Annotated in this window: 17 protein-coding genes and 1 pseudogene; 13 read left to right on the forward strand and 5 right to left on the reverse strand. The window is 57.3% G+C overall.

Annotated features, from left to right (window positions below; all coding sequences use genetic code 11):
- From AC3WRD_RS20130 to AC3WRD_RS20140, 3 genes and pseudogenes are all read right to left on the reverse strand, one after another.
- Positions 1 to 171 (reverse strand): annotated as a pseudogene (locus AC3WRD_RS20130) (putrescine ABC transporter permease PotH); the annotation flags it as partial.
- Positions 168 to 1,310: a polyamine ABC transporter ATP-binding protein gene (gene potA, locus AC3WRD_RS20135; protein WP_096822856.1), complete on the reverse strand. Its 1,143-nt coding sequence runs from the start codon at positions 1,308 to 1,310 to the stop codon at positions 168 to 170. The gene potA and the pseudogene AC3WRD_RS20130, both read right to left, overlap by 4 nt.
- 219 nt (positions 1,311 to 1,529) lie before the next feature.
- Positions 1,530 to 2,291 (reverse strand): gamma-glutamyl-gamma-aminobutyrate hydrolase family protein, encoded by a 762-nt coding sequence (locus AC3WRD_RS20140; RefSeq protein ID WP_007957108.1) that lies wholly within the window; start codon positions 2,289 to 2,291, stop codon positions 1,530 to 1,532.
- Between the two features lie 282 nt (positions 2,292 to 2,573).
- Between AC3WRD_RS20140 and AC3WRD_RS20145 the strand changes: the two genes are divergently transcribed.
- The 5 genes from AC3WRD_RS20145 to AC3WRD_RS20165 all read left to right on the forward strand — a co-directional run bounded on the left by AC3WRD_RS20145 (position 2,574) and on the right by AC3WRD_RS20165 (position 9,882).
- Positions 2,574 to 3,950 carry a glutamine synthetase family protein gene (locus tag AC3WRD_RS20145; protein ID WP_096822855.1) on the forward strand — a complete coding sequence of 459 codons (1,377 nt, stop codon included), beginning with the start codon at positions 2,574 to 2,576 and terminating at the stop codon, positions 3,948 to 3,950.
- A 78-nt stretch (positions 3,951 to 4,028) separates the two neighbouring features.
- Positions 4,029 to 5,519, forward strand: coding sequence for an aldehyde dehydrogenase (locus tag AC3WRD_RS20150; RefSeq protein WP_102621939.1), 1,491 nt, complete (start codon positions 4,029 to 4,031; stop codon positions 5,517 to 5,519).
- Positions 5,520 to 5,572: 53 nt separating this feature from the next.
- On the forward strand, positions 5,573 to 6,856 hold the full coding sequence (locus tag AC3WRD_RS20155; RefSeq protein ID WP_102621938.1) for an NAD(P)/FAD-dependent oxidoreductase: 1,284 nt from the start codon (positions 5,573 to 5,575) through the stop codon (positions 6,854 to 6,856).
- Positions 6,857 to 7,061: 205 nt separating this feature from the next.
- Positions 7,062 to 7,610 carry a cupin domain-containing protein gene (locus AC3WRD_RS20160; RefSeq protein ID WP_007957093.1) on the forward strand — a complete coding sequence of 183 codons (549 nt, stop codon included), beginning with the start codon at positions 7,062 to 7,064 and terminating at the stop codon, positions 7,608 to 7,610.
- A gap of 139 nt (positions 7,611 to 7,749) precedes the next feature.
- On the forward strand, positions 7,750 to 9,882 hold the full coding sequence (locus tag AC3WRD_RS20165) for a KAP family NTPase (protein WP_102621937.1): 2,133 nt from the start codon (positions 7,750 to 7,752) through the stop codon (positions 9,880 to 9,882).
- Between the two features lie 136 nt (positions 9,883 to 10,018).
- On the opposite strand, the gene AC3WRD_RS20170 is transcribed toward AC3WRD_RS20165, so the two are convergent.
- Positions 10,019 to 10,306, reverse strand: coding sequence for a fructose-bisphosphate aldolase (locus AC3WRD_RS20170; RefSeq protein WP_102621936.1), 288 nt, complete (start codon positions 10,304 to 10,306; stop codon positions 10,019 to 10,021).
- A gap of 587 nt (positions 10,307 to 10,893) precedes the next feature.
- Between AC3WRD_RS20170 and AC3WRD_RS20175 the strand changes: the two genes are divergently transcribed.
- The 8 genes from AC3WRD_RS20175 to AC3WRD_RS20210 all read left to right on the forward strand — a co-directional run bounded on the left by AC3WRD_RS20175 (position 10,894) and on the right by AC3WRD_RS20210 (position 15,846).
- Entirely contained in the window at positions 10,894 to 11,319 is a 426-nt protein-coding gene (locus tag AC3WRD_RS20175) for a hypothetical protein (protein WP_102621935.1), read from the forward strand.
- Between the two features lie 80 nt (positions 11,320 to 11,399).
- Complete coding sequence (locus AC3WRD_RS20180) at positions 11,400 to 11,831, forward strand: hypothetical protein (RefSeq protein ID WP_102650858.1); 432 nt, start codon at positions 11,400 to 11,402, stop codon at positions 11,829 to 11,831.
- A gap of 60 nt (positions 11,832 to 11,891) precedes the next feature.
- A complete protein-coding gene (locus AC3WRD_RS20185; RefSeq protein ID WP_102621933.1) occupies positions 11,892 to 12,323 on the forward strand; it encodes a hypothetical protein in 432 nt (143 codons plus the stop codon).
- 200 nt (positions 12,324 to 12,523) lie between these two features.
- Complete coding sequence (locus AC3WRD_RS20190; RefSeq protein ID WP_102621932.1) at positions 12,524 to 12,913, forward strand: hypothetical protein; 390 nt, start codon at positions 12,524 to 12,526, stop codon at positions 12,911 to 12,913.
- 15 nt (positions 12,914 to 12,928) lie between these two features.
- The gene (locus AC3WRD_RS20195) at positions 12,929 to 13,351 is read left to right on the forward strand and encodes an HD domain-containing protein (protein WP_102621931.1); all 423 of its coding nucleotides are present in this window, start codon (positions 12,929 to 12,931) and stop codon (positions 13,349 to 13,351) included.
- A 28-nt stretch (positions 13,352 to 13,379) separates the two neighbouring features.
- Positions 13,380 to 14,399, forward strand: coding sequence for an AbrB family transcriptional regulator (locus tag AC3WRD_RS20200; protein ID WP_102621930.1), 1,020 nt, complete (start codon positions 13,380 to 13,382; stop codon positions 14,397 to 14,399).
- 156 nt (positions 14,400 to 14,555) lie between these two features.
- A complete protein-coding gene (locus tag AC3WRD_RS20205) occupies positions 14,556 to 14,696 on the forward strand; it encodes a hypothetical protein (protein WP_158243864.1) in 141 nt (46 codons plus the stop codon).
- 364 nt (positions 14,697 to 15,060) lie between these two features.
- Complete coding sequence (locus AC3WRD_RS20210; protein WP_102621928.1) at positions 15,061 to 15,846, forward strand: DeoR/GlpR family DNA-binding transcription regulator; 786 nt, start codon at positions 15,061 to 15,063, stop codon at positions 15,844 to 15,846.
- Between the two features lie 51 nt (positions 15,847 to 15,897).
- On the opposite strand, the gene AC3WRD_RS20215 is transcribed toward AC3WRD_RS20210, so the two are convergent.
- Positions 15,898 to 17,181: an NAD(P)/FAD-dependent oxidoreductase gene (locus tag AC3WRD_RS20215; protein WP_102621927.1), complete on the reverse strand. Its 1,284-nt coding sequence runs from the start codon at positions 17,179 to 17,181 to the stop codon at positions 15,898 to 15,900.
- Positions 17,182 to 17,208: the final 27 nt, after the last annotated feature.

Genomic DNA, 17,208 nt, shown 5'->3' on the forward strand with positions numbered 1-17,208 from the left:
GTAGATCTCGGTGTACGGCGGGATCGACAGCGCGGCTTCCGAGAAACTGATCTTCATCACCAGGAAGAACGGCAGCATGAAGAACAGGAATAGCCAGATGAACGGGATGCCGATAACGAACTTTCGCCCGCTGGGCACCAGGCGCAGGAATTGCTGATTGAAGGTTCTCATGAGCGCAGTACCACGCCGCTGTCGTCTTCCCACCAGACGTAGACCTTGTCGTCCCAGGTCGGACGCGCGCCACGGCGTTCGGCGTTGGCCATGAACGACTGGACGATCTTGCCGCTCGGCAACTCGACGTAGAACACCGAGTGGCCGCCGAGGTAGGCGATGTCATGCACCTTGCCTTCGGACCAGTTGTAGCGGGTCTCTGGCTTGATCGTGCTGACGAGCATTTTTTCCGGGCGGATCGCGTAGGTGATCGACTTGTCCTGCACCGAGGTGCTGACGCCATGACCGACGTAGATCTTTTGCTGCAAGTCCGGGCTGTGAATGATCGCGTGACCTTCAAGGTCCTCGACCACGGTGCCGTCAAAGGCGTTCACGTTGCCGATGAATTCGCAGACCATGCGGCTGACCGGTGCTTCATAGATGTCGACCGGGCTGCCGATCTGGGCGATCCAGCCCAGGTGCATGATCGCGATGCGCTCGGCCATGGTCATGGCCTCTTCCTGGTCGTGGGTCACCATCACGCAAGTCACGCCGACGCGTTCGATGATCTCCACCAGTTCCAACTGCATCTGCGAGCGCAGCTTTTTATCCAGTGCGCCCATCGGTTCGTCGAGCAGCAACAGCTTCGGACGCTTGGCCAGGGAGCGGGCGAGGGCCACGCGCTGACGCTGGCCACCGGACAGTTGATGCGGGCGGCGCTTGGCGTATTGGGTCATGTGTACAAGACGCAGCATTTCTTCGACGCGGGCGTCGATTTCGCTGGTCGGCAAACGGTCCTGCTTGAGGCCGAAGGCAATGTTCTGCGCGACAGTCATGTGCGGGAACAGGGCGTAGGACTGGAACATCATGTTGATCGGCCGCTCGTACGGCGGCATGTCGGTGATGTCCACACCGTCGAGCAGAATGCGTCCTTCAGTCGGCCGTTCGAAACCGGCGAGCATGCGCAGCAGGGTCGATTTGCCCGAGCCGGAGCCGCCGAGCAGGGCGAAGATTTCGCCCTGATGGATCTCCAGGGACACGTCGTCCACAGCGGTGGTTTCGTCGAACTTCTTGGTGACTCGATCGACTTTCACCAGAACCTTTTTCGGTTGCTGATGACCTTCAAGAGCCTTCCTGTAAGTGCTGGAGGCGTTTGCCATGTGAAACTCCCAACAGGTTTCAGTCGCCGGGCCAACGCGGCCTGGCTTAAGAGTGGATTGCAGACCCGCACCGTGCGGGTTGTTCGGCGCCGCCGTCCTGGCTGCCGGGTGGTGCTTTTTGTTTTCGCGGTGTGTTGCTGATCGCGGATGACGGATGCACAGGTGCGCAGCCGCCGACCCCGCGGGGGCAGTAAATGGTTTTGCAATCGTTGGGTGGCGTCAGCGCTGGTTGCGTCGCGCCGCACGCTGGCGGCAAGCCTCGCCGAATGCCTGGAAAATCCGCAGGTAGTTCGGGTTGTCCAGCACCTGCCATTCCGGGTGCCATTGCACGCCGAGGGCAAAGGTCGGGCTGTGCTCCACCGAGACCGCCTCGATCAGGCCATCCGGCGCCACGGCTTCGGCGCGCAGGCCGGGAGCTAGGCGGTCGATGCCCTGACTGTGAATCGAGTTGACCTGGAATTCACCCGGCAGCTCCAGCGCTTCGAACACGCCACCGGCCAGCACCGTCACGGCGTGGGCCGGGGCGTACTGCACGGCGACATCCGGGCTGTCGGCTTCGCGGTGATCGAGCATGCCCGGCAACTCATGCACCTTCTGGTGCAGGCTGCCGCCGAACGCCACGTTCATTTCCTGGAAACCCCGGCAGATGCCGAGTACCGGAACGCCCGCCGCGATGGCTGCACGTAATAAAGGAAGGGTGGTGGCATCCCGCGCCGGATCGTGATCCGTGCCGGGAGCGCTGTCCGGGCCCTGATAGTGGAAAGGTTCCACGTTGGACGGCGAGCCGGTCAGCAACAGACCGTCGAGCTGACCCAGCAGGTCTTCGATTTCAGTCAGTTTGCCAAGGGATGGAATGACGACGGGCAACCCCAGCGCCGCAACGCTGACAGCGCGAACGTATTTGTCGCCGCTGATGTGGTAGGGGTGCAGGCCAATCTGTTTGACGCACGCAGTAACGCCGATCAATGGCTTGAATGCCATTTTTATTCACCTCGAAGTTTGACACTTGAACGAGCTTTTCCGGAGCTTAGCCTCGTTGATTTTAATTAACAACTCCCATGTAAAAAATTCTAAACGCCGTTCATCAAATCTTCATGATTCCCGGGCCTCTGGCGCCTGCGTTGGCACGAGAGTGTTAAAAAAAGCCCGAAAAATAAACGCTGAGCGGCCATGTGTTCGCTATTGACTTCACTTTGCCGTTCGGGTTGACTGGCTCGGCGAAACAGCAGTGAACATAATAATTAACAGCTAAATAGGTGCATCATGTCGGTCCCTCTGCGTGCCGTTCAACTCAACGAAGCAAACGCATTCCTTAAGAAACATCCTGAGGTTTTGTACGTCGACCTTCTGATTGCAGACATGAACGGTGTGGTGCGCGGCAAGCGCATCGAGCGCACCAGTCTTCATAAGGTTTACGAGAAAGGCATCAACCTGCCGGCCTCGCTCTTCGCCCTCGACATCAATGGCTCCACGGTGGAAAGCACTGGCCTGGGTCTGGACATCGGCGACTCCGACCGTATCTGCTACCCGATCCCTGGCACCCTGAGCATCGAGCCTTGGCAGAAGCGCCCGACCGCACAACTGCTGATGACCATGCACGAACTGGAAGGCGAGCCGTTCTTCGCCGACCCGCGTGAAGTGTTGGCCAACGTGGTGCGCAAGTTCGACGAAATGGGCCTGACCATCTGCGCCGCGTTCGAACTCGAGTTCTACCTGATCGACCAGGACAACGTGAACGGCCGTCCGCAATCGCCGCGTTCGCCGGTTTCTGGCAAGCGTCCGGTGTCGACCCAGGTCTACCTGATCGACGACCTCGACGAATACGTCGACTGCCTGCAAGACATCCTCGAAGGCGCGAAAGAGCAGGGCATTCCTGCCGACGCCATCGTCAAGGAAAGCGCCCCGGCGCAATTCGAAGTCAACCTGCACCACGTGTCCGATCCGATCAAGGCGTGCGACTACGCCGTCCTGCTCAAGCGTCTGGTGAAGAACATCGCCTACGACCACGAGATGGACACCACCTTCATGGCCAAGCCGTATCCGGGCCAGGCGGGCAACGGTCTGCACGTGCACATTTCGATTCTGGACAAGGAAGGCAACAACATCTTCGCCAGCGAGGATCCCGAGCAGAACGCCGCGCTACGCCACGCGATCGGCGGTGTGCTGGAGACCCTGCCTGCGCAAATGGCCTTCCTGTGCCCGAACGTCAACTCGTATCGCCGCTTCGGCGCGCAGTTCTACGTGCCGAACTCGCCGAGCTGGGGCATCGACAACCGCACCGTGGCCGTCCGTGTGCCAACGGGTTCGGCAGACGCCGTGCGCATCGAGCACCGTGTAGCCGGCGCCGACGCCAACCCGTACCTGCTGATGGCTTCCGTTCTGGCCGGTATTCACCACGGCCTGACCAACCAGATCGAGCCGGGCGCCCCGGTCGAAGGCAACAGCTACGAGCAGAACGAACAGAGCCTGCCGAACAACCTGCGCGACGCCCTGCGTGAGCTGGACGACAGCGAAGTCATGGCCCGCTACATCGACCCGACGTACATCGACGTGTTCGTCGCGTGCAAGGAAAGCGAGCTGGCCGAGTTCGAAAACTCGATCTCTGACCTTGAGTACAACTGGTATCTGCATACCGTCTGACGCTCGAGCGCTCACCCCGCAAGCACCGCCGATTCCGTGGGAACGGCGGTCACCTCTTTCTCTGTGTGAGTCACCCCCATGACCATGACCCGCAACGACTGGGAACAACGCTTCCAGTCCCTGACCCTCGAATCCCGCGCCTTCATCAACGGCGAATACCGCCCGGCCATCAGCGGCGACACCTTCGAATGCCTGAGCCCCGTCGACGGCCGTTTCCTGGCCTCCGTCGCCAGCACCGATGAAGCCGACGCCAACCTGGCCGTCGAAGCCGCGCGTCAATCCTTCAACTCCGGCGTGTGGGCCAACAAGGCCCCGGCCGAGCGCAAGCGCATCCTGATCCGCTTCGCCGATCTGATCCTGCAACACCAGGAAGAACTGGCGCTGCTCGAAACCCTCGACATGGGCAAACCGATCAGCGACTCGATGAGCATCGACATCCCGGCGACCGCCAACGCGATCCGCTGGAGCGCCGAAGCCATCGACAAGATCTACGACGAAGTCGCCGCCACTCCGCACGACCAACTCGGTCTGGTAACCCGCGAGCCGTCCGGCGTTGTTGCTGCGATCGTGCCTTGGAACTTCCCGCTGATCATGGCCAGCTGGAAGTTCGCCCCGGCGCTGGCGGCGGGTAACTCGTTCATCCTCAAGCCTTCGGAAAAGTCGCCGCTGACCGCGATTCGCATCGCTCAGTTGGCGCTGGACGCGGGCATTCCGAAAGGCGTGTTCAACGTCCTGCCAGGCTTCGGCCACACCGTCGGCAAGGCGCTGGCGTTGCACATGGATGTCGACGTGCTGGCCTTCACCGGCTCCACGGCGATTGCCAAGCAACTGATGATTTATGCCGGCCAAAGCAACATGAAACGCGTCTGGCTCGAAGCAGGGGGCAAGAGCCCGAACGTGGTGTTTGCCGACGCACCGGACTTGCGTGCGGCAGCACAAGCAGCGGCCGGCGCCATTGCGTTCAACCAGGGCGAAGTCTGCACCGCCGGCTCGCGCCTGCTGGTGGAGCGTTCGATCCGCGAACAATTCATCCCGCTGCTGGTGGAAGCGCTGCAAGCGTGGAAACCGGGTCACGCCCTCGACCCGGCGACCACCGTCGGCGCCGTGGTCGATCAGCGTCAACTGGACAACGTGCTGCGCTACATCAGCATCGGTCGGGAGCAGGGCGCCGAGCTGATCGCCGGCGGCCATCGCACCCTCGAAGAAACCGGTGGCAGCTACGTCGAACCGACGATTTTCGACGGCGTGACCAACGCCATGACCATCGCCAAGGAAGAAATCTTTGGCCCGGTGTTGTCGCTGATCACCTTCGACACCGTTGAAGAAGCGCTGCACATCGCCAACGACAGCATCTTCGGTCTCGCTGCCGGGGTCTGGACCAGCAACCTGAGCAAGGCCCACACCTTTGCCCGTGGCCTGCGCGCCGGCAGCGTGTGGGTCAACCAGTACGACGGCGGCGACATGACCGCGCCGTTCGGTGGCTTCAAACAGTCGGGCAACGGTCGCGACAAATCGCTGCACGCGTTCGACAAGTACACCGAGCTGAAAGCGACCTGGATCAAGCTCTAATTCTATTTACAACGGTGGGCGCCGGTTTGGCCGGCGCCCCTCGGAGAACAATAATGAAACAACAACACGTGAACAGCTACTACGCCGCCACCCGCAACGAAGTGATCGATTTTCCGATCCTCGAAGAGTCGGTGGAGTGTGATGTCTGCGTCATCGGCGCCGGCTACACCGGCCTGTCCTCGGCGCTGTTCCTGACCGAAGCCGGCTACAAGGTGACGGTGCTGGAAGCGGCGAAAGTCGGCTACGGCGCCAGCGGTCGCAACGGTGGCCAACTGGTCAACTCCTACAGCCGCGACGTCGACGTGATCGAAGAGCGCTACGGCGACAAGACCGCCGAAATCCTCGGCAGCATGATCTTCGAAGGCGCCGACATCATCCGTTCGCGCATCAAGGAATACGACATCAAATGCGACTACCGCCCGGGCGGCATTTTCGCAGCGATGAACAACAAACAGCTCAAGGGACTCGCCGAACAAAAACGTAGCTGGGAGCGTTACGGCAATAAAAACCTGAAGATGCTCGACGCTGCGGACATTCGCCGTGAAGTCGGTTCTGACGCCTACGTCGGTGGTCTGCTGGACATGCAGGGCGGTCACATCCACCCGCTGAACCTGGCCCTCGGTGAAGCTGCGGCCATCGTGCGTCTGGGCGGCAAGATCTACGAGCAATCCGCTGCGGTGGAAATCAAGTACGGCGAGCCCAACGTCATTCGCACCGCCAAAGGCCAGGTCCGCGCCAAGTACCTGCTGATCGCCGGTAACGCCTACCTGCCGCAAGGCCTCGACAACCGCGTGACCGCCAAGAGCATGCCGTGCGGTTCGCAGATCTGCGTCACTGAACCGTTGACCGAGAAACAGGCCCGCAGCCTGATCACCAACAACTACTGCGTCGAAGACTGCAACTACCTGCTCGACTACTACCGCCTCACCGCCGACAACCGTCTGCTCTACGGCGGCGGCGTGGTCTACGGCGCCCGTGAACCGGACGACATCGAAACCCTGATCCGCCCGAAGATCCTCAAGACCTTCCCGCAGCTCAAGGACGTGAAAATCGACTACCGCTGGACCGGCAACTTCCTGCTGACCATGTCACGCATGCCGCAATTCGGCCGCATTGAGAAAAACGCGTACTACATGCAGGGCTACAGCGGCCACGGCGTCACCTGCTCGCACCTGGCCGGCAAGCTGATCTCGGAAATGATCCGCGGCGACGCCGAACGCTTCGACGCCTTCGCCTCGTTGCCACACATGCCGATGCTCGGCGGCCGCACCTTCTCCGCGCCGCTGACTGCCCTCGGCGCCGTGTATTACTCGCTGCGCGACCGTTTCGGCATCTGATTTACCTCGCCGGCGGCGCCCCCCAAAAGGGCGCTGCCGGCTTTTTCATGTGCCGTCCATCGAACCTGCTGAGCAACACCGACAAACGTGATTTAATAGCCGCCTTTCACGGTTCCGGGACACGGGAGCAACGTGATCCGCGCGACCTGCGCGGCACCCGCCACCCACCCCCATTGCCCTTAAGTCGTTCTCACATAAGGCTGTCATGGATACGGGTTCTCGACTCAAACTAGTACGCGAAAGCTACAAACTCTCCCAGCGCGAGCTGGCCCGGCGTAGCGGCGTGACCAATGCCACCATCTCCCTGATCGAACAGAATCGTGTCAGTCCTTCCGTCAGCTCACTGAAAAAGCTGCTCGAAGGCATCCCGATGTCCCTGGCCGACTTCTTCACCTTCGACCAGCCCCCTCGCGAACACCAATACGTCTTCCGCGCCAACGAACAACCCGACCTCGGCCGCCACGGCTTGCGCCTGCTGCTGATCGGCGCCTCGGTCCCCAGCCGCCAGATGCGCTTGCTGCGCGAGCAATACGCGCCGGGCGCGAGTTCGGGGGAAGAGCCGATTGTGCACTCGGAAGGTGAAGAGTGTGGGTTGGTGACGCGCGGCACCGTGGAGTTGACGGTGGACGGGCAGGTGAGCGTGTTGAGTGCGGGGGATGGGTACTATTTTCCGACGACGCTGCCGCACAAGTTCCGGAATATCGGGGCGGATGAGGCGGAGATTATCAGTGCGAATACACCGGCGAATTTTTGATATAAAAATTGGTAGTTGATTTGTTGAGGGAGTCTAAAGATAACCTCTGCGAAGGTTGTAAGTGCAGAAGCTTTGACTGTGCTTGAAATATGAGTCAGATTTATTTCGCCAATTATTGTATCGGCTGGGGTGTTAAAACATGGAAGCTAACTCTCACTTTTCCCGGCAGGATCGAGCAATCGATAAAGTTGAGGCGGATGTTCTGGATCGCGGCTCCTTTATAAATAGTCTAGTAAAAACACTGGTTCATACGGAGTATGGGGCGGAAGGTGATGTCGCCGTTCGTAGAGCTACAGGCTATGTTGTTGGCCTTACAGGAGAGTGGGGTTTAGGAAAGTCAAGTGTGCTTAATTTGTTGGGTGAAGAATTAAAGCGCTTAGATGGTGTTGTTGTGGCGAATCTAAATCCTTGGTTGTTTAAGGGGCGTGATGAGTTAGTTAATGCCTATTTTAATAGCTTGCGAGATGCTCTGGGGAAAAGTCAGGGTGAGAAGTTTTCAGAGTTGCGAGGACAACTGGAGAGGTATAAGGCCTCGATAGAGACTGCCGGTGCAACCGTGGCCTCTATAATGGATATTTATTTAGGTGGAGCTGCTACAGCATTTTGGCAGAAATGGTTAGTAAGAGCGTTTTCGACATTCATCAAGCCTAAGACTCTTTCCACAAATGAAGAAAGAAAATCGCTTGAGTCAAAGCTCGCGAATGCGAACGTTCCAGTTGTAGTGCTTATTGATGAACTCGATAGAGTTGAAGATGATGAAGTTCGTGCGGTCGCTCAGCTTATAAAAGCTGTCGGCGATATTAAAGGGATTTCATATATCGTCGCATACGACCCAGAGCGAGTGGTCCAAGCTCTTGGTAAAGGTAATAGTCATGCTGATCGAGTTAAGTCAGGTGAGAATTATCTGGAGAAAATAATTCAGTATGCTATACCGTTGCGCCCACTGTTGCAGAATGATGTAGTTAGGTTGATTGAGTTTGCGCTGAAAAATAATGGTGCTAATTTGCCTTCTCCGAATGAGCCATATCAAAAAGATATAGTTCAACAACTTGTTCGGGTTATTCGCACGCCGCGTGAGGTTAAACGATTAATCGGAGTTTTTGCGGTATTGGGGGAGATTTTAAGAGACGAAATATGCCCGTTTGATCTTCTCGTATATAGCTGGCTCGTTACGAAAGCACCTGGGATTAGGGATGTTATTGCCAGATATCCTGAGGCGGTGGTTGATGACCCTAGTACTGAGGAACTAATCAAAAGATCTTCGTTCTCTCAAGATAATAAGAACGCTCCTGCCACAGTATCCAACACCTTAGGAGATGCTGCCAGCGTACATGCGGATTTGATTAAGTTAATATTTCCGAGGTTTACGAGTCAAAATGAAGTTTCGGGAGGTGATAGGATTTCTAAGCGTCGTAATCTTATCCGTTTGTTGTATCTCGGTAATCCTCCCGGAATGTTAGAGAAAAGAGAAGTTCAGCGCATTTGGGAAATGAAAAATACCGAAGAGTTAGAAGGTTTGATTCGCGACTATTTTGATCAAGGTAGTCTTTCGAATGTTCTAGATAGGCTGGGTGATTTATTATCGGAGCTCGACTTTTCTGAAGGGCAAGCGTTTTGGCTGGCACTATCTAAGGTTCTAGTTAGGCAGCATGATTGGATAACTGAAGAGGAATCCTTAGGCAGTTTGGCCGATGATGTTGGTGCGGTTATTTGGAAGTTTTGTTTGCTGGGGAAGGATTCGGGAAAACGGTTTAAGAATATTGTTCAATGTTTGGAAAGTGGCCGGGATTTAGTTATCGTCCCTTGGCTTTTGCGAAAGCATTTATTTGCTCATGGATTGACTCCGCATTTTCGGTCGAGTAGTGATGAGAGTGTTCTTGGGAAAAACGATACAATAGATCTGCTTGAGCGAGAGCTGCCTCGATATCGCGATGCCGTGGTGAATGGACTGGCAATGCGCCGGCTTCCGAATATGGAAGCTATATATTGCCTGGTCAACAGTCAAAGATGGACTCAGGAGCTCAGATTGTCCTTGACGTCTCAGCTGAACACTATGGAAGCGATCGCAACGTTCGCCGCTTTAACTGTTCGTCCAGGATTTGGTAGCAGCCGAGGCCAGATGGATGAGCTTGTTGATGCTGATGCAGTATTGACTATAATCAACGAACTCGTTGCTCTGGATGGATATCCAGATAATATTTGGCTTGAAACGTCAGTTAAGCGTTTAAGGGCAACTTTAAAAGGTAAGGAGACATGGGCTGTTGAAGATTAGATTCTTTAAATTCTCATGTTTTAATATATGTTGGAAAAGGTGGTAATGAAAAGGTGCCAGGTCATGAAAAGGCGATCATGAAAAGGTGACTGAAAAGGTGACAGATTTATTTATGTGAATCTGTCACCTTCAAGTTCTAGCTAAGAACATCAAACCCTCGTCGCTCTATAACTCGAAACAGATCACTCACGTCTTGCACCATGATTCTGGCGATGGTGGTGACTGTATTGATGTCATGTTCTGCGTGGTCAGGTAAGTGAATGCAAGCCATGAGATCGAGAAATTTGAGGACGGCATTCAGGCGTTCACTGAGGCAGGCGTGTAAATCGCGCAGTGGGATGTCCGCGTCGATGAGCAGCACCGGGTGGTCGGTGGCTGGATGGGACATGTTCACGCAGTGACGGAGCGGGGCTTTACTGGTCATTTGGAGCACTCTTTAATTAATTGAGAAGTGCCACCTTTCTGCTGCGAAACAAATGGGTGGCAGCTGTATGCGGGTTCGCAGACCGGAGAAGAGCTAAACCGGCAGACCCGAAGGTCTCCCACACACAGCCACCATAAAATGAACTGCAGCGAATTTTGCCACAGTTGTCATTGAGCGATGTGCGTCACTTCTGAGGGCTGCGAAACCCTATCGCCAAATTCGTTCGGCGACAGACCCACACTAGGCACCGATTCCCACCATCGCAATCAGCCTGTAGGACGTGAAATCACCACGTCTGGCAAGAGAGTTCGCTCGCGTTCGGCGGCGCAACCGGCGTAAATCAAGGGCTGCGGAGTAACAGGGGAAAATGACTCGCCAGATTTCGGCCCGCTTCGCAGCTCCGCAAGAACAAGCTCCCTCACCACGCAGGGTAATTTCCTACGCCGTTTTCAGATCAAAAAAATCATCACGCATTCCCGGCCCGGAACTTTCCCCAAAACCGATGTCAATTTGATGGCGTGTCGCGACGCTCATTCATCGGCTCAAGCAGTGCCAGGCTGTTTCCTGGTCGACCAAGGAAGTGTGTGATGAGACTAGTGCTTGCGATGTTGTTGATGTTCAGCGGATACACGTTTGCCGGGTGCGCCAGCATCAGTGACAGTGATCAGCGGGCCTATTGCGAAGCCAGAGAGAAGGGCAGCAGTTGTTCGTACATCCACGACTCTGATTTGCGTTCGGCCTGTGATGCTGAAGTGAACGGTAGATCCTGCTCGTACATCGCCGACACTGACCAGCGTGACTACTGCAACGCCAAGAAGAACGGCAGCAGTTGCTCGTACATCCATAACTCGGATCTGCGCGCGGCGTGCGAGGCGGAGCTGAAGGGCTATTCCTGTTCATACATCAGCGACAGTGACCAGCGCGCCCTGTGCAATGCCAAGCAGAGTGGCAGCAGTTGCTCGTACATCAGCAATTCCGATCTACGCAACGAGTGCGAAGCCATGAAGCGCTGATTTGAGGGTGCTTCGCGAGATTCATTTAAATCGGATTAAACAGAGCCAGTCTGCTGACTGGAATACCAAGGAAGCGTGTGATGAAGAAAATACTGGCGATGTTGTTGGTGTTTGCCTTTGCCGGCCATGCCTTTGCTAGCTGCATGAACATCAACGATCCGGATCAGCGCAGATATTGCGAGGCCAAGTCCGGCAGTGGCAGCTGTAACGACATCAACAATACGGACCTGCGCAGGATGTGCGATGCGGAAAAAGGCAGTGGTAGTTGCAACTCGATCAATGACGGGGATCAACGTCGTTACTGCGAGGCCAAAACCCGTGGCGGCAGTTGCAACAGCATCAACGATACGACTCTGCGCAGAATGTGCGATGCAGAAACAGGAGGCGGTAGCTGCAACTCGATCAATGACACGGATCAGCGTCTTTTCTGTGAGGCCAAAACCCGTGGTGGCAGTTGCAACAGTATCGGCAGCCAGGATCTGCGTAATCAGTGCGAAGCGATGAAGCGTTGATTGGGTGTGATTGCGTCAACCAGTGCCAGTCTGTTTACTGGTAAGCCAAGGAAGCGTGTGATGAAGAAAATACTTGCGATGCTGTTGATGTTTGCCTTCGCCGGCCATGCCTTCGCTGGCTGCTCGGGCATCAACGATCAGGATCAGCGCAGATATTGCGAAGCCAAGACTGGCAGCGGCAATTGCAGCGGGATCGGCAATCAGGATTTACGCAGGATGTGCGAGGCAGAAACTGGCCATGGCAATTGCAGCGGCATCAACGATCAGGATCAGCGCAGATATTGCGAAGCAAAGTCCGGCAGTGGTAATTGCAGCGGGATTGGCAGTCAGGATCTTCGAAGAATGTGTGAAGCAGAGACAGGAAGCGGCAATTGCAGCGGTATCGATAATCAGGACCAGCGCCGTTTCTGTGAGGCCAAAACCGGAAACGGCAATTGCAGCGGCATTGGTGATCAGGACCTGCGCCGTCAGTGTGAAGCCATGAAACATTGATCGATTGGCTTACCCCAAACGCCAAAAGGGACACCCAACGGTGTCCCTTTTTTGTGGGCGACTGAAACGGAATCCCCGGACTGCCCAGTCAAACCTTTCACTTGCCACAATCCGACTCATCGCCAAAGGTTCCCCCCATCGGCACCACGTCGTAGACTGCGAAACAAGTTGTAACGCCTCTCCCACGGACGGAACCGCGCATGATTCAGATCGGCAGCCGCAACAACGCCCCCACGCCGCAGCACAAAACCCAGGACATCTACATCTTCAGCATCGACCTGTCCCGCCCGACAACGCCGTTCTGCTTCGAGCAATCGATCGGCGGCGGGCATGCCAATCAGGGTGGTGCGCGGTGGTTGGCACTGGATGAGCTGGAAGAGTGGCCGGGTGAGTGGCGTGAGCATTTGAAGAAGGCCGACTGCGCCTGGGTGGCCGAGTTGATGGACGCTCATCCGGCGGCTGATCAGGCTGATCTGGTTTCGCTGATCCTCCAGCAATACGCCGAGCCGGCGCAGCCAACCGGCCGTTTGCAGGCGATTGGCCGCTGGCTCAAACGCAACATTCACGTCGGCGGCCGGTACGGCGTCTAACCCGAGGAAACGCCCATGACTCAGACTCTGGAACGCGCCATCGCCATTGCCGCCACGGCCCACGCGGGGCAGGTGGACAAGGGCGGTGCGCCGTACATTTTGCATCCACTGAAAGTCATGTTGCGCATGAGCAGCCTGGAAGAGCGCATCGTCGCGGTGCTGCACGATGTGGTCGAGGACTGCGGCATCAGCCTGGATGATTTGCGCAAGGAAGGCTTCAGCGAAGAAGTCTTGTCAGCCATCGAATCGGTGACCAAGGTGCCGGGCGAATCCTACGAGGATTTCGTCGAGCGTGCGGCGCAGAACCCGATCGAGCGGGTGGTGAAACTGGCGGATCTGGAAGAGAACAGCGACCTGTCGCGGATTGCCTCGCCGAGTTGGGAGGATCTGGAGCGGATCGAAAAATATCGGCGGGCGATTGGACGGCTGCGCGCCTGACTCAATTTGAATAGCCAGGAAGGCGACCATGAAATCCATTCTGTGTTTGTTGATCGCTGCCGGATTCGGCGCGCTGTTGCAGTTCGAGGGCGTGCCCCACGGTTTGCTGTTGGGCTCGATCCTCGTCACCGCACTTGTCGTCACCCGGTTCGGCTTCGTGCCTGCGACGCCTTATGGGCTGGGTTACATCCAGGTCACGCTGGGCATCGCCACCGGACTGATGTTCGAAGCGTGGGACAGTGCGACCGTTTCGACGATGTTGCCAAGCCTCGGCGTGTTGCTGCTGTGCCTGACGGTGCAGGTCGCGCTGTCCGCCTGGTGGCTGGCGCGAGGGGCAGGGTGGAACCGCACGGATGCATTGCTGGCGGTGTATCCGGGGGCGCTGGCGGCGGTGTTTGATTTGCTGGAGTCGGAGAAGGCATCGAGCAAAGTCATCATCGTGCACCTGATGCGGTTGTTGCTGATCACGGTGCTGGTGAGTTTCCTGATTCCCGGGCCGGTATCGGTCGCCGTTGCCGAAGCCGATCCGCTGTCGACAGGCATGGCGTTGACCGTGCTGTCGGTGATCTTCCTCAGCGTGGTGGTCGGGCGATTGCTGCTGGCGATGGGTGTGCCGGCGCCGTTCATGTTGACGGCAATCATCATCACCGCTGTGTTCGTGAAATCGGGATGGCTGCACGGCTTTCACATGCCGGACTGGAGTTTGAATCTGGCGGCGTTGATTCTCGGGGCGCGGATCGGCTCACGGTTCCAGGGCCTCGGCTTTGCGGAACTGGCCCGTCATGGCCGCACGGCGTTGGTCTCGGTGGGTTTGATGATTCTGGTCGCGGCGGGATTCGCCGAAGTGGCGGCGCGATTGCTGGGGAGTGATGCGTTGTCGCTGTGGCTGGCGTACATGCCGGGAGCGATCGAGACCATCGCCATCGTGGCGTTTGGTGGTGGGTTAAACGTGGTGTTTATCCTGACTCACCATCTTGTGCGGATGGTGGTGCTGCATTTTGCGCCGGCGTTGTTGGTGCAGGTGCGTAGAGCGCGGGAAGAGGTGTGATTTGTGCGTCGTTCACTTATTTGTGTCTTGAGGTAGGTCATGGGGTCATGGGTTCGGTGCAAATGTGATGAGCTGGTTCACAAAAACTGGTTTTGCGGGGCGGGTGTATCTCTGGTGGCTTCAGAGGATGCGCTTGATCTGCCGGATGGACATCAAATGTCCGCCAATCAACTCGTCGACAAGCTGTTTGCAGAGTCCGACATGCTTCTCAGATGCTGGAATTGCGCTCGGATCATTTTGTTGAACGAGCGGGGCGGGGAGTTTGTCGTCAAGTTCTTCGCGCCCGAAGAAGATTGATCTGTTGTGACGTGATTGTGAGCCTGGGCTGCCTGGCAGCCGACAGGAAAACTCGAGATAAGGCAATTAGAGGTGCGCCGTAAATCCTTCACTACGTGAAGGCGGTGCCCGCGTAAATCACGCGTGCCCCAACGCAATCGCAAACGACACGACGATCATGCACGCAAAAGCAAAATTGAGATTCATGGGGTGTTCATCCTGGGCCTTATTAAAGTGGTGCCATTGTGAACAGGCCCGATGCAAAGAAAAAATTCGGCTTCTTGATTTCAATGATCGAAACAATTGATACCAGCCGGTTTGTGTTTGCCCGAGGCTTTGGTTAGTCTCGTCAAACCTGCAACTACAAGCACAAACAGGCATAACCATGCATGATCATTCCGTTGCCGAACTCCCCTCCCTGCGTCGGCAGAAAATCCTTCTGATTCTCGAACGTGACGGCAAGGTCATGGCTTCCGAGTTGAGCCAGCACTTTGCGGTGTCCGAAGACACCATCCGCCGCGATCTGGCCGAGCTGGACAACGCCGGGCTGGTGCAGCGAGTGCACGGTGGGGCGCTGCCGCGACCGAAGGATACCGGCAAGGATTACTTCACGCGGATCAGTGAAACCGACGAGGTGAAAACCAGCCTCGCGCAGCTGGCGGCAGGCAGGGTGAAGAATGGTCAGATCGTGCTGTTCGATTCCGGCACCACCACCTTGCAGATCGCCCGTTCGTTGCCCTCGGATATCTCGATCACGGCTGTGACCACATCACCGATGACGGCGATCACCCTGGCTGAATACAAGGGCATCAAAGTGATTCTGGCGGGCGGGCAGCTCAACCTGGCGACGATGTCGGTCAGTGGCCACGAAACGGTGCGACTGCTGCAAAGCATCAAGGCGGATGTGTTGTTTACCGGGGTTTGCGCGATTCATCCGGAAGTGGGGCTGAGCTCGCTGTATTTCGATGAAGTGCCGGTGAAACAGGCGTTGTTCGACAGTGCGGCGCAGGTGATCGCCGTCACCACGGCGGACAAGCTGGGGGCGGTGGAGCCGTTCGTGATTGCGCCGTGCAATCGGGTGCATACGTTGATCACCGAGCGGCACCTGGCGTCAGGCAGTGCCGAGGATTACCGGCGGTTGGGGATTGAGGTGGAGCAGTTGCAGGACTGACGTTTTGGAGCGAAACAAAAGGCCCCACCGCTCGCGATGGGGCCCGTTCAATCAGCGCAGTTTTTCCAGCATCTGGTAGTACCATATGCCGGCGGCCAGCATCGGATTCCCCAGCAGATCCCCCATCGGCACTCGAATGTGCGAGCACGCGGCAAACGTGTCGAACTGCTGCATCTGCCCGGTGATCGCCCGGCTCATGATTTCGCCCATGATGTGGGTCGTGGCGATGCCGTGGCCGGAGTAGCCCTGGCAATACCAGACGTTGTCCGAAAGCTTGCCCAGTTGCGGGATGCGGTTGATGACGATGCCCATCGCGCAGCTCCACTGGTAGTCGATCTTCACCCCTTTGAGCGCCGGGAAGGTTTGTTCGATGCATGGGCGCAGTTCGCCGGCGATGTCCCTTGAGTCCTTGCCGCTGTAGTTGGCGCCGCCGCCGAACAGCAGGCGGCCGTCGGCGGTGAGGCGGTAGTAGTCGAGGACGAAACGGCAGTCGTACACGGCGAGGTCTTCGGGGTTGATCTGTTTGGCCAGATTCCCCAACGGTTCGGTGGTGACGATGCCACCCATGGCCGGGAAGATCTTGCCCTTGAGCTGGCCCGGTTCGAGCCTGTGGTAGACGTCGCCGGCCAGCAGCACTTGATTGGCGTCGATCCGGCCGTGGGCCGTGCGAACACCCGGGCTGTCGCCGTGAATGATCTCCAGTACTTCGCTGTTTTCGAAGATCAGTGCGCCGAGGCTTTCCGCTGCCCGTGCCTCGCCGATGCACAGGTTGAGCGGGTGCAGGTGCATGTTGCGAGTGTTCTTGATCGCGCCGTGATAGAGGTCGCTTTGCAGCAGGTCGCGCACCTGGCTGCGGTCGAGCAGGCTGACCTCATCGCCCATGCCTCGGCGTACGGCTTCGTCGTAGTCGCTGCGCAGACCGGCCATGTGGCTCGGCTTGTACGCCGCGTGCAAATGGCCGTGCTTGAGGTCGCAATCGATTCCGTATTTCTCGACCCGTTGCTGGATGATTTCGTGCCCGCGCCAGCGCAGGTGCCAGATGAAGTCGTCGACTTCATCGCCCAGCGTATTGCGCATTTGTTTGCGCATCGCGCCGTCGCCGGAGAGGCTGCCGGTGACCTGGCCGCCGTTGCGCCCGGTGGCGCCCCAGCCGATCTTGTGGCTTTCGACGATGGCGACTTTCAGGCCTTTTTCGGCCAGTTCGACGGCGGTGGCGACGCCGGTGAAACCGCCGCCGATGATCACCACATCGACCTTGTGCCGACCTTGCAGGGACGGGTAGTCGGTGTCGCGGTTGAGGGTGGCGGTGTAGTAGGAGTTGCTGCGTTCAGTCATGTCGGTATCCAAGGCAAAAAGAGGAAA

This window comes from Pseudomonas sp. FW215-R2 (assembly GCF_058789255.1).